Below are 21,024 nucleotides of genomic sequence, written 5' to 3' on the forward strand. Positions count from 1 at the left end.
ACGACAGCGGAGGCAGTCTATTCAACCACCTGAGAGCGCTCGATCTGGCGCTTCAGCGCCGCCATCAGCCCTTTGGCGGCAAGCGACATTGGCACGCCATCGGCGGTCGCGATCCCGAAGCGCTGCGTGAGTTTCGGCTCGAACGGCCGTTGCACCACGGGCAGGTGCTTGTAGAGATTGGCGTAGAAGCTGCTCGCAAGCGCGATCCCCAACCCTTCGGCGGCATAGGCGCAGGCCGAGGAGTTGGAGTGCGTTTCGATGCGCACGTCGGGACGGACCGCCTCGTTCTGCAACAGCCGGTCGAGCATCACCCGATGGGCGCGCAGCCGGCCGAGCATGATGAGCGGCTCGCCGCGCAGGTCCTCCGGCCGGATGACATCGCGGGCGGCCAGCCGGTGGTTGCGGTGCATAACGGCCACGCTTCGCCCCTCGGCGACGATCTCGAGCCGGATACCCGGGCTGATCTCGCCCTCATGGCGCAGGAAGCCGAAGTCGATCACGCGCTGGTCGATCATCCGCTGGATGGTCATGGTCGTCTCAAAAAAGGTCTCGACCCTGACGCCGGGAAAGCTCTCGCGATAGTCTTTCAACATGGCGGGCGCGAAATTCTCCCACATGCTGCTCGGCAGGCCGATGCGCACCGCCTCAGTTTCCGACGCTCCGGTGCGGATTTCTTCGGCAAGCTGGCTGAAACGCGCCAGGTTCAGGAGCACGGTCTTCGCCTCGGCTTCCAGGGTGCGCGCTTCCGGCGTCGGCACCAGCCGCCCCTTCACGCGCTGGAACAGCGTCAGATCGAGATCGGATTCCAGTTGCTGGACGAGGCGGCTGACGCCCGACTGGCTGAGCCCCGTGCTCTTGGCCGCCCCCATCGTCGAGCCCGTCGAAAGCACCGCGCGGAAAACTTCGAGCTGTTTTATGTTCATGCGTTTTCGTCTCTCAGCGCGTGGGTTTCTCTTAGAGAGTTACGATATTCTCGCAGCCCTGTCATGTGACGGTAAGAGCGAGAAGCCGTGCCGGGACCTGTGCGCCGGGAAACGACTTACGATCGATTTCCCTCGCTGTTGAGGAACCAGGCGATCAGTTCGGAGCTGTTGCGCACGCCCACCGCGCGCGCCAGCCGCAGACGGTGCGCCTCTATGGTTCTGCGCGACAGGTTGAGTTCCTCCGCGATCGCGGCATTGGTCTTGCCCTGGGCGACCAGGGCCAGGATCTGGCGCTGCCGACCGGTCAGGGTCCGGTTGCCCGCGCTTGCCGGGCGGGCCATGGGTTCGAAGCAGTAAACCGCCGCGGCGAACGGGTCGGCGGCATCGAAGGAGCGCCCCCTGACGCGGCACCAGAAGCGCCGCCCCCCGGTATCGGCCATGATCCGCTCGTCATAGTAGACGGCGCCGCCGGGCAGATGATCGCGCCACATTTTCCCGGTGCGCACGAAATCCTCGAGCGCGGGATAGAGCCGGGCGAAGCTCTGGTTGATCAAAGCCTCGCGTTCATAGCCGAAGACCGCCGCGAACTCGCTGTTGCAATCCCGGATGACCCGATGCGTGGCAAAGACGAGCGGCACGGGCAGTTGCGGCAATGTGAAGGTCAACGGCGATGCTGAAGTTCTATCCATGCAGTATAAATACGACTAACGCCGGACAGATGACAAGATTTATCGTGACGTTCGCGGACGGAAATCCGAATGGAGGAGACAATGAGAAAAGTATTCGCGTCGGCAACCGAAGCCCTGGCCGGGCAGTTGCGCGACGATATGGTGATCATGTCGGGAGGCTTCGGCCTTTGCGGCATTCCCGAAGCGCTGATCAAGGCCGTGGAGCTTTCCGGCGCGCGCAACCTGACCGTGATTTCGAACAATGCCGGCGTCGACGGCATCGGCCTCGGACGGCTTCTCGAAACCCGGCAGATCAGGAAAATGATCTCGTCCTATGTCGGCGAGAACAAGCTGTTTGCCGAGCAGTATCTCGCGGGTGACCTCGAGCTCGAATTCAACCCGCAGGGAACGCTGGCCGAACGCATCCGCGCCGGCGGCGCGGGCATTGCGGCATTCTACACCAAGACCGGCGTCGGAACCGTGATTGCCGAGGGCAAGGAAGTCCGCAGCTTCAACGGCGAGGACTATGTCATGGAGACCGGACTTGTCGCCGATATCAGCCTGGTCCACGCCTTCAAGGGCGATACCGAGGGCAATCTGGTCTATCGCAAGACCGCCCGCAACTTCAATCCGGACATGGCCACGGCAGCGCGGATGACTTTTGCCGAGGTGGAGCATCTGGTGCAGCCCGGCGAAATCGACCCAGATCACATTCATACGCCCGGCATCTTCGTGTCGCGCATCGTCCACGTACCGAATCCGGTCAAGCACATCGAAAAGCGCACAACGCGCGAAGCACGGCAGGAGGACGCATAATGGCCTGGACACGCGAACAAATGGCGGCCCGCGCGGCCCGCGAATTGCAGGACGGCTTCTACGTCAATCTCGGGATCGGCATCCCCACGCTTGTCGCCAACTATATTCCTGAGAACATGGATATCCGGCTGCAAAGCGAAAACGGCATGCTGGGCATGGGCCCCTTCCCGTTCGAGGGCGAGGAGGACGCCGACCTGATCAATGCCGGCAAGCAGACGATCACGTCGCTGCCCGAAACCAGCTTTTTCTCCAGTTCGGAGAGTTTCGCGATGATCCGGGGCGGCCATATCGATCTGACGATTCTCGGCGCCATGCAGGTCGCCGAAAACGGCGACCTCGCCAACTGGACGATTCCCGGCAAGATGGTCAAGGGCATGGGCGGCGCGATGGACCTTGTCGCCGGCGTCAAACGTGTCGTGGTGGTGATGGAACATGAGGCGAAGGGAACGCCCAAGCTCCTGAAGGAATGCACCCTGCCCCTGACCGGCAAGCGCGTCGCCGATATGGTGATCACCGATCTCGGCGTCTTCACCCTCGCCCGGCACGGCGAGCCGAAAATGGTTCTGACCGAACTGGCCGAAGGCGTCACCCTCGACGAGATCACCGCCAAGACGGAAGCCCGCTTCACCGTCGCGCTTGAAAAGGAGGGCGCAAGCCATGCATGACATCGTCATCGTAGCTGCGGCCCGCACGGCCATCGGCGCATTCATGAAAGGCCTTGCCGCCATGCCCGCGCATGAGCTGGGCAGCATCGCGATTACCGAAGCCCTGTCGCGCTGCGGCGTCAGCCCCGCCGAGGTCGACGAGGTCATTCTCGGCCAGGTGCTTACCGCCGGCGCCGGGCAGAACCCTGCCCGGCAGGCGGCCATGAAGGCCGGCGTTCCCGACACTTCAACGGCTTTCGGCATCAATCAGGTCTGCGGTTCCGGCTTGCGCGCCGTCGCCCTCGGCATGCAGCAGATCGCCCTTGGCGATGCCCGCGTGATTGTTGCCGGCGGCCAGGAGTCCATGTCTCTCTCCGCTCACTGCGCGCATCTGCGCGGCGGCGTGAAGATGGGAAATGCATCGCTGGTCGACACCATGCTTTCCGACGGGCTGACCGATGCGTTTGGCGGCATGCATATGGGCATCACCGCTGAAAACGTCGCCAGAAAATACGGGATCGACCGCGCCGCGCAGGATGCGTTTGCCGCGGCAAGCCATCGCAAGGCCGCCGCCGCGCAGCAGGCCGGCCGGTTTGCCGAGGAAATCGTTCCCGTCACCGTTCGCACCCGCAAGACGGAGATTGTGATCGACAGCGACGAACAGATCCGCGCCGACGCCAGCGAAGAAGGTCTTGCCGCCCTTCGCCCGGCGTTCGAAAAGGATGGCACCGTCACGGCGGGCAATGCCTCGGGTCTCAATGACGGCGCGGCGGCGCTGGTGCTGATGCATGCCGACGAGGCCGCCAGGCGCGGCCTTGCGCCGCTGGCGCGGATCGCGTCCTGGGCAACGGCCGGGGTTGATCCGGCGATCATGGGGATTGCGCCCGTCTCCGCCTCGCGCAAGGCGCTGGAAAAGGCGGGCTGGTCGGCCGCCGACCTCGATCTGGTGGAAGCCAATGAAGCATTCGCGGCCCAGGCCTGCGCCGTCAACGCGCAGATGAACTGGGATGCGGACAAGATCAACGTCAATGGCGGCGCAATCGCGCTCGGTCATCCGATCGGCGCATCGGGCGCGCGCGTTCTGGTGACGCTGCTTCACGAACTGAAACGCCGCGATGCCCGCAAGGGACTGGCCACGCTATGCATCGGCGGCGGCATGGGCGTCGCGCTGTGCGTGGAACGACCTTGAAACGCGGTTTCCCCGCCCGCAGCGTTACAGCAACCCGACCCGGCGCATCCCGACAGAGTGTCGATGGCCCGTGGTGGTGCTTCCCTGCGTCCCTCTTCTGAGACCGCTCGGGGCTGACTGGTGGCAACCCAGTTCCGCCACAAGGCCGAGGAAGGCGAGTCGGCCGATAAAAGTGATTAGTGAGGAGGTCGGCCCAAATTATTCATTTTTTTAATGAATAGCCTGCGGAAGGTGTAACTTTATGCTTGGGTCAAGCCCGTGCAAGTCGCAGGTGAAGGGGTAGATCAAGGGGTAGAAAAGCTACTGGCCTTCGCGGAACCGCGAAAGCGTTACGGTTCCGTCGGCGTTCATGCCAGCGGACGGAACCGTAGGGCTCGGGTCAACGGAAGGCATCCGGATAGCGGCGGCGGGCCTCCGCGTTCAGCTCGTGGTAGTCGTCATAGAGCCTGACAACGCCGCGCGCGAAACGAACCAGCGGATTGGGCTGATGGGTAAATTCATTCTTGCGGATGGTCTTCATTTTCCGAATCCTCGACTTGGCTTTGATGGCTCCAAGATAGCGATTTGTTTTCCGCAGGGTATGGGGTTCGGCGCACGCCAGCATTGCGCTGAGGTGTTAGCTCTCCCCATCGGCGTTTTCGTTTCAAGCAATATGGATTAGCGCGAGATCATCTCCGCGATCTTCACGGCATAGCGGTCGGTCATGCCGGAGACGTAGTCGGCGAGCGCGTGGAGCGCGCTGTAGGGGTCGCGGGCGTGGCGCAGGTCCATGCCCAGCGCGCGCTGCAATTGCCTGGGATAGCCGTCGATCCGATCCGCCTGCCAGTCAGCCGCAGCGAGTGCGTCGGCCACCGGCAGAATGCCGTCGAGAATACGATGGACAAGGTTGCGGCCCATGACCTCGAGTTCGGTCTTCCGCGGCGAGGTGAAAATGCGCTCATTCGCCAAAGTTTCGATCGCAGCGAAGTTTTCCGCCTGGGCCGAGGCACTGACGAGCGCGCCGGCGAAACTGCCGCCCATGATCGCATCATAGTTCTCGGCAAAGGCGGCGCTGCATGCCTCGAAAGCCTTGTGGATCGCCACCGCCCGCAAAACCGCGATCTTCTCGGCTGGCGTGTCGCCGCGATCATCCTTCGGCGAAAAGCCCGCAACGTCGGACAGAAGCGGCGCGACATCGCCATAGCCGAGATCGCCGGTGGTGAAGGCATCCTCGAGATCGAGAATGTTGTAGCAGATATCGTCGGCCGCCTCGACCAGCAGAACCAGCGGATGACGCCGCCACCAGGTTCCAGAGGCATCGCCCGCGATCAGGCCGGTGCGGGCGGCGACGGTCTCAAGCTCGGCCCGCTCGCTCTCGAACACGCCGAACTTCTTCAGCCCGCCATCATGGACGGCGATCGATTTTCGCACCCGCGCCGTCACCGGATATTTGATGAACGCGCCGAGCGTGCCGTGCGTCAGCCGCATGCCGCCGGGCCGGTTCATTTCCAGCCGGGTGAGGATCCGAAACCCCTGCGCATTGCCTTCGAATGCCTCGAACTCCTCGGCAAAACAGGCGTCGCGATCGGCAAACAGCCCCTCGCCCCGGTCGAAGCGTTCGGCAAACCACGCGCCGATCGCCGCCTCGCCGGAATGGCCGAAGGGCGGATTGCCGATATCATGCGCAAGGCAGGCCGCATGCACGAGGCCGGCGACGATCGCCTGCCCGCCTTTAGCAATCTTGCCTTCCGCCTCAAGCCAGTAACCGACCTCCAGCCCAAGCGAGCGGCCGACGCTCGCGGTCTCCACGCTATGGATCAGCCGGTGATGGATGTGGTCGTGATCGTAGAGCGGATGGACCTGAGTCTTGTTGGCGAGCCTGCGGAACGGCGCGGAAAAGGTGATACGGTCGGCGTCCTGGTCAAAGGCCGGGCGGCGGGGCGAGGCTTTGCGGTCGGGACGGTAGAGCGGTTCCAGATCGAGCAGGCGCGCCCATTCCATTTCAGCCATTTCGGTATCCCCCGGCAGCGTGTCCCTGCCCTTTACTCTGAAGCCCTGTTCCGCGGGCCCTACTCAGCAGCCCCTATTCAGCCGCCCCTATTCAGCCGCCTTGTCCTGCGCGGACTTGTCTTCCAGACGCTGCCCGGCGGCATCCTCCGCTTCGCCGTCATGTTCCATCTCATAGGCATAGCCTTCAAGCATCACATAGGCCTGCTCGATCGCCTCGATTTGGGTTTCGGCGTTGCGGATCGCCTCGGCGATCGATTCGCTGCGCGCCCGCAGCATGGAGCCCAGCACATCGGAATTGCCCTTGTCGCTCTTGCGCCGGGCAAGCCGTGCAAGGTGCTTGCGCACCCGCGCTCGATGGCGCTCAAGCTCCAGAATGTGGAAGCGGCTCTTCAGAATGTCGTCGGAAAGCTTGCGCCGCATCGCCGCGACCGGATCGAAACTGCCCGGCTCGCGCTCGTCTAGGATCATCTCGTTGACCAGCGGCTCAAGCAGAAGCACGCCCTTGAGATCCTTGGCGTCGGCCAGTTCGGGATCGTAGCCGGTGTCGTCATAGACCTTGCGGCGCACCGGGTCCTTCAAAAGGTCATAGGAGGCCTGGAGGCGGGCGAAACGCTCTCCGTCGCCGCCGCTGTCGGGATGCGCCTCCTTGGCAAGCCGCCGATAGGCCGCGCGCACGGCCTCGGCGTCGCAATCGCGATCTATGCCCAGCACTTCATAGGGGTCGATCAAACCGTCACCCGTTTCATCCCGTTCAACAACGCCTCATGGACTAGCGCGCCAGCCCCCGCTGTTCAAGGCGAAAGACGGTTGAAATGCGTGCAAATCTCGCGCATCGCGCTCAATCCGGACGGTTTTCGCGCGAGGGCACTTTGTGGCCGCAAATTTGACATTCGGGCGTCCAAATTCTAAACATCAGCCGTGCCGTCAACGAACGCTGTTTGCGGCAAGCCTCCTTTATTGCTTATCTGGAGGCCCGAGCGACGCCGCCTGAGGCTTCGCATGCCCGCCCCCATGCGGGATCATCGTCCGCACGCAATCCTCGCGTTTTATCGCGTGCAAGCGCTGGCAAAAGCGCTGGACAAACCGATGTCCGCCGGAGAAGGAACAAGTATGAGCGTCAAACTGACCGCTAAAAACGTGTCGAAACTGTTCAATGACGACGATGGCGAAGGCGCGCGACGCCTCGCTGCTGGCGAAAGCAAGGAAGATATCTTCAAGGCAACCGGCGTCACGGTCGGGATCGACAACGTCAGTTTCGACGTCAATGAAGGTGAAATTTTCGTGATCATGGGGCTGTCCGGCTCCGGAAAATCGACGATCGTTCGCACGCTCAACGGCCTGATCCCGCCGACATCCGGCCAGATCATTATCGACAATGTCGACGTCGCCTCCTGCGACAAGGAAACGCTGCGCGATGTGCGTCGCAAGAAAATCACCATGGTTTTCCAGCACTTCGCGCTGTTTCCTCATAAAACGATCATAGACAATGTCGCCTTCGGCCTGAAGCTCAAGGGCATGGGCAAGGAAGAGCGCCACAAGGCCGCGCGCGAATCTCTCGCCAAGGTCGGGCTCGAGGCCTATGCCAACAGCTATCCGAGCCAGCTTTCCGGCGGCATGCAACAGCGCGTGGGCCTTGCCCGCGGCCTTGCCAATGATCCCGAAATTCTGCTGATGGACGAACCGTTCGGCGCGCTCGATCCGCTGATCCGGCGCGAAATGCAGGACGAGTTGGTGGTTCTTCAAAAAGAATTGAAGAAGACCATCGTCTTCATCACCCATGACCTCAACGAAGCCATGATCCTCGGCGACCGGATCGCGATCATGAAGGACGGCGCCTTCGTCCAGGTCGGCACGGCGCAGGAAATCGTCTCCGAGCCCGCCGATGACTATGTCCGCGCCTTCGTCTCCGATATCGACCGCAGCCGGGTCTTCAAGGTCTCCGACATTTCCCGCGATGCCGCATGGGTGAAGGTCGATTCGACCACGGCCGACGCGCTTGCGGTGATGGACAAGGCCAAGTCCGACCTCGCCTATGTCGTTGAAAAGGGCGTGCCGGTCGGCCTTTTGATGCGCTCCGACGCGATGGAAGCGCAGCGCACGGCCCCCGTTCGCGACGTGATGTATGCCGAGCCGCCGACCGTTTCGGAAGAGTCCTACCTGAACGAGGTCTATGGCGCGGCGCAGGCCGGCGTGCCGATGGCCGTGACCGATGACGACGGCAAGCTTGTCGGCGTCGTCGACCAGGAAGCGATCTTCGAGCAGCTCGCCGCCGATACGGAGGAGCCCCCTCCCCAACTCGCCGAAGAAGAAGCCAAGAAGCAGGCCGGCCAGCCGGCCAGCGAATAAGTCGAGAGGGAGCTAGACCATGTTCGATCCATCACAGTATTTCACCATTCCCTTCGACGCCTGGGTAAACGATTTCGTCCGCGGCTTTCTGGTGCCGAATTTCCGGCCGTTCTTCCGCGCGCTTCAGGTGCCGGTCAACCAGGTGCTGATGGCGCTTGACGGGTTCCTGGCCTTCATTCCGATGCTGGTGCTGACGGCGGTCTTTGCGCTGCTGGCCTGGCGCATCGTCGGCAAGACTATGGCGATCGTCACGATTGTCGGCTTCCTGTTCGTCGATCTCATCGGGCTGTGGCCGGAAACGATGACCACGCTCGCCATGATCCTGACCTCGGTGTTCTTCTGCACCATTATCGGCGTGCCGGTCGGCATTCTCGTCGCCCGCAGCGATACGATGTGGAAGATCGTACGGCCGATCCTCGACGTGATGCAGACGGTACCAAGCTTCGTCTATCTCGTGCCGATCGTGATGCTGTTCGGCGTCGGCATGGCGCCGGGCATCATCGCCACCATCATCTTCGCGCTGCCCCCGATCATCCGCATGACCAATCTCGGCATCCGCAATGTGCGCACCGATCTGATCGAGGCATCGGAGGCTTTCGGCGCCACCTATTCGCAGACGCTGTTCGAAGTTCAGCTCCCGCTTGCCATGAGAACCATCATGGCGGGGTTGAATCAGACGCTGATGTTGGCCATGTCAATGGTTGTCATCGCAGCGCTTATCGGCGCGGGCGGCCTTGGACAGGTCGTCAACACTGGCCTCGGCCGGCTTGATGTCGGTGGTGCTACCGCCGGCGGCGTCGGGATTGTGGTTCTTGCCATCGTGCTCGACCGCATCACCCAGGGCCTCGTCGAGCCATCAGACCCCAACCGGATGACGTTCCGTCAGGCGTTGGGTACGCTTTTCAGCGGTCAGAAAAAGGCCGCCGAATAAAACGAAGGCGTCCATCCGGACGTTTTCTGAAAGGGATCTCCAATCCCGTCGCCAAGGCGGTTGCCTGCAACAGGGCAAGCGCCGCAACACGAAGAAACGGAGAAACGCTCATGAACAATCTCACCAAACTGACCGCCGCCCTCATGCTTGGCGCCGCCAGCATCGTCCCGGCCACTGCCGCCTTCGCGCAGGAACCTGGCGATGGCAAGACCATCAAGATGGCGCAGGCCGACTGGGACACCGGCTGGTTCCAGGCCGAAATTTACAAGCAGATGTTCGAGGATCTCGGCTACAGCGTAACCGGCCCGATGACGCTCGGCGCGTCCGCCTTCTATCAGGCTGTGTCGCAGGGCGATGTCGACCTCTGGGTCAATGGCTGGTTCCCGCTGCATGAAACCTACAAGCCGACCTTCGAAGGCAAGGCCAAGGTTGACGGCGCGGTCGCCAAGGGCGGCGCCCTGCAGGGCTACCTCGTCGACAAGGCCGCGATCGAAGAATTCGACATCAAGACGCTTGACGACTTCAAGCGCGACGAAGTCAAGGAAGCCTTCGACCGCAACGGCGACGGCAAGGCCGATCTGGTCGCCTGCCCGCCCGGCTGGGGCTGCGAGCTGACGATTTCGAAGCACATGGAAGAGTTCGACCTGGGTGACGACATCAACCCGATCAAGGCCGGCTACTCCGCTTCGATGGCCGATGCGATCGCCGCCTACCAGAACGGCGAGCACATCCTGTTCTACACCTGGACCCCGAACTGGACTGTTGACCAGCTTTCGCCGGGTAAGGACGTGATGTGGATTGAAGTGCCGCAGAAGGAAGGCGTCGAGCTGCCGGCTCCGGCCAAGGGTCTCGACACCTGCGTCGCCGATCCGTGCTACATGGGCTTTGTCGCCAACGACATCGTTCCGGTCGTCAACGACGAATTCATCGCCGACAATCCGGCCGTCGATGCGCTCCTGAAGGAAGTATCGATCCCGCTGGAAGACATCTTCGCCCAGAACTCGAAGATGAACAATGGCGACGACGACGTTCAGGCGCAGGCCACCGAGTGGATCAAGAACAACCAGGACATGGTTGACGGTTGGCTCGAAAAGGCCCGTGAAGCCGCTGGCTGATCGGTCTTGATTGGCTGAAATGAGGAGCCCCGGTCTTTCGGCCGGGGCTCTTTTTTATGCGTGATGCTCAGGAAGCGTCGAGGCTGATGCCCTTGGTCTCGATGCGGAAGAAGAAGGTCACCAGCGCGCCGAAAAGCGAGGTCGCCACAAGGGCGTAGAGCAGCGCCGTCGTGCCGATATCGGCGAGAAGGATCGGGAACAGGAAGGCCGTGAGGCAGGCCCCGATCTTGGCGAAGGAGGCCGCGAACCCCGCCCCCGTTCCCCTGATCTGCGTCGGGAACACCTCGCCTGCGATCAGATAGGTCTGGGCGTTGGGGCCGAGATTGGTCATGAAATTGAACAGCATGAAGCCGGTGAAAATCAGTGCGGTCTGGGTCGCCCCGCTATAGGCCCCTGCCTGGGCGGCGATGAACAGGCCTGCGGCGCAGCCGATGAAACCGAAGACCTGCAACCTGATCCGCCCGATCCGGTCAGCGAGCAGGACGGCGGCGACAATGCCGACCAGCAGAAGCACATCCAGCAGTGCGGTGCCCTTGGCGGCGATCAGGTCGTTGTGCACGAGATCGGCGATGTTCTGGGCATGCTGGCGTTGGTGCCCCACGGTGGCCGCCAGGATCGTCGGCGTGAAGATGCCGATCCCATAGGTGCCGAGATCCTGGAGGAACCAGGGCACGGAGGCCAGGATCAGCGCCTTGCGGTTCCGGTTCTGGAACAGGCCGCGATAGCCGGTCGCATGCGGCTTGTCCTCGCGCTTTTCCCGGCGGCCATTGATGGAGATCGTCTTCGGATAGAGCGGCTTGCGGCGCAGCAGCTTCTGCAGCTCCGTCTCCGCGGCGCGCTCCCGGCCGCTGACGGCCAGCCAGTGCGGGCTTTCGGGAATGAAGAACCGGCCGATAAAGACCGCAAGCGCCGGAATGATCGCACAGCCATACATCCAGCGCCATGCGCCGACCGACGGGTCGAGCGTGAGGATGATATAGCCGAGAACCGTGCCGAACAGCGCGCCGACGGCCTGAAACCCGAAGGCGGAAAGCACAAGCCCGCCACGGGTGCGCGAAGGCGTGCTTTCCGAAATCACCAGATGAGCCGTGGGGTAATCGCAGCCAAGCGCAAGCCCCATGCCGAACAGGCAGACAATGAGCCACGGGAAGTTCGGGGTGAACACGATCATTGCCAGAAAGGCGATGAAAAGCCCGATCTCGAAGATGAACACCCGCTTGCGCCCGAAGCGATCCGAAAGGCTGCCAAGCGCGCTCGCCCCGATCAGTATGCCGAACAGCGAGGCCGAGCCAACCATACCGTGCTGGGCGGCATTGAGGCCGAATTCCTTTGCGATGAGCGGCATGGCGACGCCGGTCATGAAAACCACAAGCCCTTCGAAGAACTTGCCGGCAACCGAAAGGCTCCAGATCCGCCACTGCATCGCCGTCATCTGCGGTGCGGGTGCAGCCGTGCCATCCGCCCAATACGGGTGTTCGTCGATATAGTGCTGGACGCTGTGGCCATCCGCCGCGGTCCGCATTTCCTTGTCTACCACGTTCATCACAATCCCTTCCCTGCCGGACGCAATCCCCTGCGACAACAGTCGTAATGACGCCGGTTGAGACTTTGATGACAATACCCGAAATACGGGCCCTGGATTGGAGGGATGATTTGGCGCGAGAACGAATTGAACAGAAAAAGAGGCCCGACGTTGAGCGCCGGGCCTCTTTCTGACTGAACGTTTTTCCGGTCGCCCTTGTCAGGCGGCGGCTGCGAGTTCGCTGCCGATCAGCGCGCCGAGCCGGCGCATGCCCTCATCGATGGCGGCAGGCGCCGAGCAGGAGAACGACAGGCGCAGATGATTCTTGCCGCTGCCGTCCGCGTAGAACGCATTGCCGGGCACGAAGGCCACCTTGGCCTCCTTGAGCGATTCCTTCAGCAGCGCGGCGCTGTCGATATGCTCCGGCAGCGTCACCCAGACGAACATGCCGCCCTGTGGTTTGGTCCAGCTCACGCCATCGGGCATATGCCTGGCGAGCGCATCCAGCATGGCGTCGCGACGCTCGCGATAGACGGCGATGATCTTTTCTGCCTGGGCGTCGAAACCGGCCTCGGCAACGCGCGCGACGGCCATCTGGTTGATCGTCGGCGAGTGCAGGTCGGCGGCCTGCTTTGCCAGCACCAGCCGGCGGATGACCGGCCGTGCCGCGCATACCCAGCCGACGCGCAGGCCCGGCGACAACGTTTTCGAGAAACTGCCGCAATAGAGCGTGCGGGTGTTCTCGATGCCGCCTGAACGTTCGCAATCCATGGCAAGCAGCGTCTTCTGGCGCTCGCCGTCAAAGCGCAGCGCGCGATAGGCTGCGTCCTCGATGACGGCGATATCCAGCTTATCGGCAATGTCGAGCAGTTTCTCGCGCTCCATCGGCGTCAGGCATTCGCCGGTCGGGTTGGCGAAGTCGGCCGAGAGATAGGCGAATTTCACCCGACTGCCGGCCTCGCTCGCCGCCTTCGCATAATCTTCCGGCGCGGTATTGCGCGAAAGGTCGAGCCTGTCATAGCGCGGCTCATAGGCATTGAAGGCCTGCAGCGCGCCGAGATAGGTCGGCCATTGCACCAGCGCGGTATCGCCCGGCGACAGCAGCAGCTTGCCGAGATAGTCGAGCGCCTGCTGCGAGCCCGAGGTGATGAAGATATTGCCGATATCGGCGTTGATGCCGCGCGCATTCATGCGCTGCACGATCCATTCGCGCAGGCGCGGATAGCCTTCGCTGACGGAATATTGCAGCGCCTGCCCGGCTTCCGAACTGCCGAGAATATCGGAATAGGCCTTTTGAAAATCGGCCGCCGGAAACAGCGCGGGATCGGGAATGCCGCCAGCGAACGAAATGATGTCCGGCTGGTCGAGCAGCTTCAGCAGTTCGCGGATTTCGGAGGCGCCCATCCGTTTGGCGCGTGTGGCGTAAATCGCTTCCCAGTCAAGCATGGGGGTTTCCTCAAACGTCTTTTTTGTGCCCGGAAGATCACCACAGCACGTGATTTAAGTCAATAATGCTGACCTATTTTCTCCTCGAATTTTGTAATTTTATGTCGCGTACCATGCAGCTTAAGGTAACAAATGGCATCAGCGTGGCATTGTTTGAGTTCGATTAATGTGAAAGACGTAGAAGAATGGAGATCAAGTTCAACGAAATCTTGTGTAAATATGCCTACAATGACGCGACTGAGCATCTCGCTCGTTCTGCGGCTTTCGCCACATCAAGGTCCGCCAACTCAATCGGCTCCGGAAGGTACCTAGATATAGCAGAAGAGCTCTTTCGGAGAGATATGACGCTTCTCGCCCTATCGCTGAGGCGCCTAGCAGAGCTCACTTACGAGCCCGCAATTCTAAAGCAGAAACAGATAAAAATTACGCAAAACTCAATTACGAAGAATGATAATATTCACAATATAATCGGAAATCTGATTCATGGATCAAATTTCAGTCTACTGAAAAATATCAGAAAAACAACGATGGATATAAATGAAATTATAAATTCGCCTGACCGGGAAATTGATATAATTTTTTCTATAAAGAATGAAAAATTTCCTTCAAAATTTATAAAGTCAGTTGAATTTTTAGAGGCCGTTAACGAATCACTTGATGAATTTGAAGATATTTTGGCTGACGGTGGCGTATACGTTGGAACATACTCCCTCTGACAAGCCAAACTTAACGAAAAAGCCGGAAGCGCTTTACGCCTCCGGCTTATCTGACATCGCTTACGCGAAGGCTTAGTTGCGCTCTTTGTCGACCAGCGCGCCCTTCTTGATCCAGGGCATCATGCCGCGCAGCTTTTCGCCGACTTCCTCGATCTGGTGATGATCGTTGACGCGGCGGGTGGCCTTGAAGCGGGCGGCGCCGGAATGCCATTCCTGCATCCATTCGCTGGTGAAGCGACCGGTCTGGATGTCTTTCAGAACGCGCTTCATCTCGGCCTTGGTCTCTTCGGTGATGATCCGCGGACCGGTGACGTACTCGCCCCACTCGGCCGTGTTCGAGATCGAGTAGTTCATGTTGGCGATACCGCCTTCATAGATCAGGTCAACGATCAGCTTCACCTCGTGCAGGCACTCGAAATAGGCCATTTCCGGGGCGTAGCCGCCTTCGACCAGAGTTTCGAAACCGGCGCGGATCAGCTCGACCAGACCGCCGCACAGAACGACCTGCTCGCCGAAAAGGTCGGTTTCGCATTCTTCCTGGAACGTGGTCTCGATGATGCCCGAACGGCCGCCGCCAACGCCGGACGCATAAGACAGCGCAACGTCAAGCGCGTTGCCGGACGCATCCTGGTGAACGGCAACGAGGCAGGGAACGCCGCCGCCCTTCTGGTATTCGCCGCGCACGGTGTGGCCGGGGCCCTTCGGCGCGATCATTATGACGTCAACGCTCTTCTTGGGCTCGATCAGGCCGAAGTGAACGTTGAGGCCGTGGGCAAATGCGATCGCCGCGCCGTCGCGGATGTTGGGGGCGATCTCGCTGTTGTAGATGCCGGCCTGCAGCTCGTCAGGCGTCGCCATCATCATCAGGTCGGCCCAGGCGGCAGCCTCGGCGACGGTCTTGACCTCGAAGCCATCGGCTTCGGCCTTCTTGGCGGTCGCCGAACCCTTGCGAAGGGCGATCGCGACGTTTTCGGCGCCGCTGTCCTTCAGGTTCAGTGCATGGGCGCGGCCCTGCGAGCCATAGCCGATGATCGCGACCTTGCGGCCCTTGACGAGATTGAGATCAGCATCCTGATCGTAGTAAACACGCATTGTCTTTCCTTCCCTTGACAACCTGTCTTTTGATCCACCGCCCCAAGGCGGCGTCAATTCACTTGGCCGCGTAAAGCAGCCAGAAACGGTCTACAGCGCGCTCGGCGCGCCGCTGGAACATGCCGCGGTCGGCGGGCTCGCCCAGAAGCTGGCGCACATGGCTGTCGCCGACGATCAGCCCATAGAGCACGCGGTAAGCCTCGTCGCCATTGTCGAACAGCAGCACGCCGGAGCGTCTTCCGTCTTCCAGCAGCGCGCGGGCACGCTGGTCGATCTGCGCCCTGCCCCGTTCCAGAAGCATGCGGCCGAGCTTTTGTCCATCCCGCGTCACCCGGCCGATCGCCAGCCGGTTCAGCGCCAGCGAGACATCGCCGGCAAGCACTTCCAGCAGATCCTGTCCGAATGTCTGCAGATGCCGCTTGAGTTCGTCGCTATCAAGGCGATGGCCGGCGCTCTCGAAGGTGCGCACCTTGCTGGCCTGGTAAGCAACCATCGCCGCCAGAAGGCCATCGCGATCGCCGAACCACTTGTAGAGACTTTCCTTCGAGCAGCTTGCCGCGCGCGCGATGCCTGCGGTCGTCACGGATTTCTCGCCGCCCTCGACCAGAAGCCGCAGCGCCTGCTCCAGCACCGCCTGCTGGCGGGGCGAAAAATGGGCCTCGATATCGGTATCGTCGGTCAATAAAAGGCTCTTTCGACTAGAACACCGGGCGATTAGTTGGATCGCCCCAATGCTCTAGATTCTTCTTGGACGCGTCGGGTAACGAAAAACCGGAATCCACTTTTCCGCCCGACGCCCGAGGTAACGTACGGTACGGTACCTAGTGCAGCAAAATTTAGTCGCGGTCAAGCGTTTTGATGACCCGAAACGCTGCTTGCCTACCCTGATGATTGCGAGGAGCTTCGCCATGGCAACTGTAAATCGCAATCCCGGGGCCCAGCGCGCGCCTATAGCTTGAGCCCGGCCGCCGGTTCGGGGTGGTGGTAGGCATAGCCCTGCGCCAGATCGACTCCCATGTCTCTCAACCGCGCGGCGATCTTGTCATCGGAGACATATTCGGCGACCGTCTGGATGTGCAGGATCCGGGCCATCTCCACGAAGCACCGGATCGTCGCCTCGTCGACGGGATGGGTCAGCAGCCCCTGGGCAAACTGGCCGTCGATCTTGAGAAAATCGATGGAGAAGCGCTTGAGGTAGCTGAAGGACGAGGAGCCCGCGCCAAAATCGTCGAGCGCGATCATCACGCCGCGTTCCCGCAGCGCCCGAATGAATTCCATGGCCTCGGCCATATTGGAGATCACGGACGTCTCGGTTATTTCCAGGCACAGGCTGCGGCGCACCGCCTCGCTTGCCGTATCAAGCAGTTCCAGGGCAAACCTGTGGAAACCGCGGTCGCCGACCGACTGGCCCGAGACATTCACCGACACGACGCTTTGCGGTCCGGCGCCGGCCGACGCCATCCATTCCAGCGCATGGGCAAGCACCCAGCGATCTATCCGGGTCGCGAGATTGAAGCGCTCGGAGGCCGGCAGAAAGGCGCTTGGCGGGATGACCTCGCCATTGTCGCCGATCATGCGCAGCAGAAGTTCGACATGGGTCTTGCCGCCCGCTCCGGAAAACGGGACGATTTTCTGGGCATAAAGGACGAAGCCGTCCTCCTCCAGCGCCTCCTCGATGCGGGTGACCCAGCTCGTCTGGCCGACCAGCGACCTGACGGTCTCGTCATGGTCCCGCCAGACATGAACCCGGTTGCGTCCTTCCTCCTTGGCAGCATAACAGGCGGCATCCGCCTCCTGAAGGATCGTCGCGACGCTCGACGCGGCTTCATTGATCCTCGCAAGGCCGATACTGGCGCCGATCCGGTAATGCTTACCCTCATGGACCAAAACGAAATCCGCAACCGCATCGCAGATTTTCTGGGCGATGGCCTGGGCGATTTCGATGGGACAGTTTTCGATGATTACGGCAAACTCGTCACCTCCAAGACGCGCGAGAGCGTCGTTCGACCGGATCACGCCCTGCATCAGCCGGCTGATCTTGATCAGCAGCTCGTCGCCCACGGCATGGCCGCAACTGTCATTGACGATCTTGAAGCGGTCGAGATCGATGAAAAGCAGCGCCGAATCGGGGCCGCCGGCGCGCGCCGCGTCGAGGGTCCTGTGCATCCGCCGCTCGAATTCCGACCGGTTGATAAGCCCGGTAAGCTGATCATGGCTGGCGCGGTAGGACATTTCACGGGCCAGTCGCCTTTGTTCGCTGACGTCGTGAAACACCAGCACGGCGCCCAGCACCTCGCCCTCTGCGCTCCTGATCGGAGCGCAGGAATCCTCGATCGCGAACTCCCGTCCGTCGCGCGAAACCAGGAGTGTATCCTCCGACAGTCCGACCACCTGGCGCAATTCCAGGCAGGTGCGGATCGGGTCCATTGCCGGTTCGCGACTGTCTTCCCGGATGACGCGGAACACGTGATGCGACGGTTCGCCCTCGGCATCGGCGGCGGTCCATCCGGTCATACGCTCGGCGATCGGGTTCAGCCAGCGGATCATGCCATCCGCATCCGCCGTGATCACGGCGTCCCCGATCGAATCCAGCGTGACCCGCATGCGTTCGTGCTGCTCCGCAAGCTCAAACCCGAGCTGCCGCTCTTCGGTGACTTCCCATGTGACGCCGATGAACCGATCCGGTCCGCCGTCGACACCGCGCACCAGCCGCGCCGAAGCGCGCAGATGATGGAGCGAGCCATCTGCCCAGACAATCCGGTATTCCTCGTCCAACTGATCGTCATTGTCGATGGCGTGCCTGACGGCATCCACCAGGCGGGCGACATCCTCTTCAAACGTGTAGCGCCGCCAAAGGGTGGCCAGTGGCGTGGGGGTATCCGGCGGCAAACCGTAAAGGCGGTACATGCCGGCATCCCAGCTTGCCTCATTGGTGGAGAGATTGATCTCCCAGATGCCGATGCCGCCATTATCGGCGGCAATCGCCATGCGCTCCGCATTCAGGAGCCGCTCGGCCTCCTGCTCCTTCTGCCGGGTGATATCGGTATGAGTGCCGATCATCCGCAGCGGCCGGCCGTCCTCATCGCGTTCGGTGACCAGCCCCCGGTCGAGGATCCAGATCCATCGGCCATCCTTGTGGCGCATCCGGAACTGCTCCTCGAAGATCGGCGCCTCGCCGCGAACATGGGCGGCATCCGCCGCCAGCGCGCGCTCCATGTCGTCGGGGTGGATAAAGGATTGCCAGGCGGTTCCGCTGTCGGTCACCTCCTCGCGGGTGTAACCGATCAGTTCGCACCAGATATCGGAGTAGTTTGTCTTGCCGGTAACGAGGTCGGCGTCCCAGATGCCGATCCTGCCCGTTTCGGTCGCCACTGAAAACAGCCGGTTGACGTCTTCAAGCGCCTTGCGCTGGGCCACCGCCTCGCTGATATCCTGGAACGTGCCGACCAGCCGCGCCGTCTTGCCGTCCACGAATTCCGCCGAGCCAACGGCGCGGACCCAGAGCAGGTTTCCTTTCGCGGTGACGAGCTGCAGCTCCAGATCCCACCCCTCGCCTGTCGCGATACATTGTTCAACCGCTGCCAGAATGAGAGGCTGCGAATCCGGCGCGTAGAAATTGATCGCCTCCTCCAGAACCGGCTCGAAATCCGGCTCGACCTCGTGAATGCGACAGGTCTCTTTCGACCACCGCAACCTGCCTTCGATCAGGTCCAGTACCCAGCCTCCGACGCCCGCCACCTGTCCCGTACGGTCGAGAAGCTCCTTGCTCAGGCGGAGTTCCTCTTCCCTGCGCTTCTGGACCGTAATGTCCACGTGAATGCCGAACATCCGTTCCGGCCGTCCATCGCTTCGCTGTTCGAGCACGCGCCCGCGCGTGGCGATCCACACCCAGTGCCCCTGTTTGTGGCGCACGCGCAGCTCGGCTTCGTAATTATCGGTCTCACCGCTGAAATGCGCGTCAATCCGCGCATCGAGCAGCGGCCGGTCATCGGGATGAATGCGGTCCCGGAAGGCATCGATAGTGACCGGCGCGAGCTCCTTCAGCGTATAGCCCAGCATGGCCGCCCATTCCTCATTCACCCGGTTCTCGCCGGTGGTGACGTTCCACTCCCATGTGCCCGCGCTGGTGCCCTCGATGATCTGGCCGAGCCTGCGCCTTTCGGCGCGCAGCGCCATTTCGATCTGCCGGCGATAGGTGACGTTCTCGACAATGCCGATTGACCGCACGATCTCTCCGGCCGCGTTGCGCTCGATATCGGCAGATAGCAGGACGTCGATCACCGCGCCGGAACGGGTGATCATCTGCCCCTCAGCATCCGCGTAGCGCCCTTCGCTCGAAAGCTTCGGCAGCAATTCGGTGTGGAGGCGCCGCGCCGAACGCTCCGGCATGAACGCCGCGAGAGGCCGGCCGATCACATCCTCCCGGCTATAACCCATCTCCTCCAGCCAGCGGTCACTGACGCTCAAGAGCCGTCCGTCGGGATCGACCGCGTGAAGCATTGCCGGCGTGGCCCTATAGAGCCGGCGCAGCCGCTGCTCCGCCTGCGAAAGCTCGTTCTGCGTCGCCAGGATGTCGGAAATGTCGCGGATGATTTCGGTGGCGCCGACGATATCGCCATCTTCGGAGACCACCGGCCCGATCGACACGGAGACCGGAATGGTCGATCCATCCCTGTGCCTGCGCTCCGTGCGGATCGTGCGGGCGTTGCCGAGTTCCATCAGCCGCGAATATGGGTCGTAGGCGGCGGTATCGTCGCCGGACATGATACCGGCCGAAGCGCCCAGGGCCTCTTCGGCCGCATAGCCGAACATGCGCTCGGCGGCCCTGTTCCACTGCGTGATCCTGCCGCCCATATCCATGGTGACGATCGCATCCTCGCTGTTTTGCAGGATCGATTGCGTTTCGGCGGCGGCGGTCAGAAGTTCATTCTCGTGCAGGAAAGCCCGGCGCATCTCCAGCGCCCTGGCCGTCGCTTCGGCAAGATGGCTCAGGATCTGCCGCTGTTCATCCGAAAGACTGCGCGCTTCCATATCGATGACGCAGAGAGTGCCGACATTTTCGCCGCCGGAAAGCTTGAGGGGCACGCCGGCGTAGAAGCGAATCCCGGGGTCGCCCGTAACGAAAGGATTTGCGGCAAAGCGCTCATCCTTGCGGGCATCGCCAACCTCAAGAAGCCCCTCGCCCTCGATCGCGTGCGTGCAGAAAGACAGGCGCCGCTCGGTCTCGACCAGCCCTTCCAAGCCGACATTCGCCTTGAACCACTGACGATCCCTGTCGATCAGCGAAATCAGGGAAACGGGCGTGCCGCAAACAAGTGCCGCCGCCCTGGCGAGCGCATCGAACTCCGCCTCCGGCTGCGTATCGATCACCTCGAGCTTCCGCAGCGCCGCGAGGCGCTTCTCCTCCGCATTGGGCTTCAGGTGGCTATTCAAGGGCGCTCGTCCTGATACCGGCAAATCCTCTATGACATTTTAGCATAGCATGAAAAACGTTTCCCGTTACCCGTCCAGGCCGAAGCCAGGACATGAACGGCATCACCTCATGATATGAAGCGCAACGCGAAACTTTCAAGCAAGCGAGACAGGATCGGGTAAATCGGCAATGCAAGCCGCCAATATTGGTAAGT

The 21,024-nt window shown here is 61.7% G+C and carries 17 protein-coding genes; 7 read left to right on the forward strand and 10 right to left on the reverse strand.

The features are described from left to right. Window positions 1-17: 17 nt before the first annotated feature. Window positions 18-923 carry a LysR family transcriptional regulator gene (locus tag V6766_RS15475; RefSeq protein WP_448467913.1) on the reverse strand — a complete coding sequence of 302 codons (906 nt, stop codon included), beginning with the start codon at window positions 921-923 and terminating at the stop codon, window positions 18-20. 116 nt (window positions 924-1,039) lie between these two features. Then, on the reverse strand, window positions 1,040-1,588 hold the full coding sequence (locus V6766_RS15480; protein ID WP_448467915.1) for a helix-turn-helix transcriptional regulator: 549 nt from the start codon (window positions 1,586-1,588) through the stop codon (window positions 1,040-1,042). Between the two features lie 105 nt (window positions 1,589-1,693). On the opposite strand from V6766_RS15480, the gene V6766_RS15485 reads away from it, so the two are divergent. From V6766_RS15485 to V6766_RS15495, 3 genes are read left to right on the forward strand one after another with little or no spacing between them, the layout of a single operon-like run. Further along, window positions 1,694-2,407, forward strand: coding sequence for a CoA transferase subunit A (locus tag V6766_RS15485; protein WP_448467917.1), 714 nt, complete (start codon window positions 1,694-1,696; stop codon window positions 2,405-2,407). Beyond that, window positions 2,407-3,072, forward strand: coding sequence for a 3-oxoacid CoA-transferase subunit B (locus V6766_RS15490; protein WP_448467919.1), 666 nt, complete (start codon window positions 2,407-2,409; stop codon window positions 3,070-3,072). Before V6766_RS15485 ends, V6766_RS15490 begins: the two co-directional genes overlap by 1 nt. Then, window positions 3,065-4,240: an acetyl-CoA C-acetyltransferase gene (locus V6766_RS15495; protein ID WP_448467921.1), complete on the forward strand. Its 1,176-nt coding sequence runs from the start codon at window positions 3,065-3,067 to the stop codon at window positions 4,238-4,240. The genes V6766_RS15490 and V6766_RS15495 overlap by 8 nt, the downstream gene beginning before the upstream one ends. Window positions 4,241-4,619: 379 nt before the next feature. Here the strand turns inward: V6766_RS15495 and V6766_RS15500 are convergent, their stop codons facing one another. The 3 genes from V6766_RS15500 to V6766_RS15510 form a co-directional block, all read right to left on the reverse strand. Next, on the reverse strand, window positions 4,620-4,760 hold the full coding sequence (locus tag V6766_RS15500; protein ID WP_448467923.1) for a hypothetical protein: 141 nt from the start codon (window positions 4,758-4,760) through the stop codon (window positions 4,620-4,622). A 137-nt stretch (window positions 4,761-4,897) separates the two neighbouring features. Further along, complete coding sequence (dgt, locus tag V6766_RS15505; RefSeq protein ID WP_448467925.1) at window positions 4,898-6,229, reverse strand: dGTP triphosphohydrolase; 1,332 nt, start codon at window positions 6,227-6,229, stop codon at window positions 4,898-4,900. An 87-nt stretch (window positions 6,230-6,316) separates the two neighbouring features. Then, window positions 6,317-6,958, reverse strand: coding sequence for a J domain-containing protein (locus V6766_RS15510; RefSeq protein WP_448467927.1), 642 nt, complete (start codon window positions 6,956-6,958; stop codon window positions 6,317-6,319). A gap of 381 nt (window positions 6,959-7,339) precedes the next feature. Between V6766_RS15510 and V6766_RS15515 the strand changes: the two genes are divergently transcribed. From V6766_RS15515 to proX, 3 genes are all read left to right on the forward strand, one after another. Next, window positions 7,340-8,575 (forward strand): quaternary amine ABC transporter ATP-binding protein, encoded by a 1,236-nt coding sequence (locus V6766_RS15515; RefSeq protein ID WP_448467930.1) that lies wholly within the window; start codon window positions 7,340-7,342, stop codon window positions 8,573-8,575. Between the two features lie 19 nt (window positions 8,576-8,594). Beyond that, the gene (locus V6766_RS15520; protein WP_448429285.1) at window positions 8,595-9,506 is read left to right on the forward strand and encodes an ABC transporter permease; all 912 of its coding nucleotides are present in this window, start codon (window positions 8,595-8,597) and stop codon (window positions 9,504-9,506) included. Window positions 9,507-9,616: 110 nt separating this feature from the next. After that, window positions 9,617-10,621, forward strand: a complete 1,005-nt coding sequence (gene proX, locus V6766_RS15525; protein ID WP_448429287.1) for a glycine betaine/L-proline ABC transporter substrate-binding protein ProX — start codon at window positions 9,617-9,619, stop codon at window positions 10,619-10,621. 67 nt (window positions 10,622-10,688) lie between these two features. On the opposite strand, the gene V6766_RS15530 is transcribed toward proX, so the two are convergent. Then, complete coding sequence (locus V6766_RS15530) at window positions 10,689-12,164, reverse strand: MFS transporter (protein ID WP_448467932.1); 1,476 nt, start codon at window positions 12,162-12,164, stop codon at window positions 10,689-10,691. 198 nt (window positions 12,165-12,362) lie between these two features. Next, a complete protein-coding gene (locus V6766_RS15535; RefSeq protein ID WP_448467934.1) occupies window positions 12,363-13,589 on the reverse strand; it encodes an aminotransferase-like domain-containing protein in 1,227 nt (408 codons plus the stop codon). A 185-nt stretch (window positions 13,590-13,774) separates the two neighbouring features. Here V6766_RS15535 and V6766_RS15540 point away from each other — a divergent pair, with 185 nt between their 5' ends. Further along, complete coding sequence (locus tag V6766_RS15540; protein ID WP_448467936.1) at window positions 13,775-14,305, forward strand: hypothetical protein; 531 nt, start codon at window positions 13,775-13,777, stop codon at window positions 14,303-14,305. A gap of 72 nt (window positions 14,306-14,377) precedes the next feature. Here V6766_RS15540 and ilvC read toward each other — a convergent pair whose 3' ends face one another. From ilvC to V6766_RS15555, 3 genes are all read right to left on the reverse strand, one after another. Continuing rightward, window positions 14,378-15,397, reverse strand: coding sequence for a ketol-acid reductoisomerase (gene ilvC, locus V6766_RS15545; protein ID WP_448467938.1), 1,020 nt, complete (start codon window positions 15,395-15,397; stop codon window positions 14,378-14,380). 58 nt (window positions 15,398-15,455) lie between these two features. Then, window positions 15,456-16,079 (reverse strand): TetR/AcrR family transcriptional regulator, encoded by a 624-nt coding sequence (locus tag V6766_RS15550; protein ID WP_448467940.1) that lies wholly within the window; start codon window positions 16,077-16,079, stop codon window positions 15,456-15,458. A gap of 266 nt (window positions 16,080-16,345) precedes the next feature. Continuing rightward, complete coding sequence (locus V6766_RS15555; protein ID WP_448467942.1) at window positions 16,346-20,830, reverse strand: PAS domain-containing protein; 4,485 nt, start codon at window positions 20,828-20,830, stop codon at window positions 16,346-16,348. Window positions 20,831-21,024: the final 194 nt, after the last annotated feature.

It is taken from the genome of Martelella sp. AMO21009 (genome assembly GCF_053484295.1).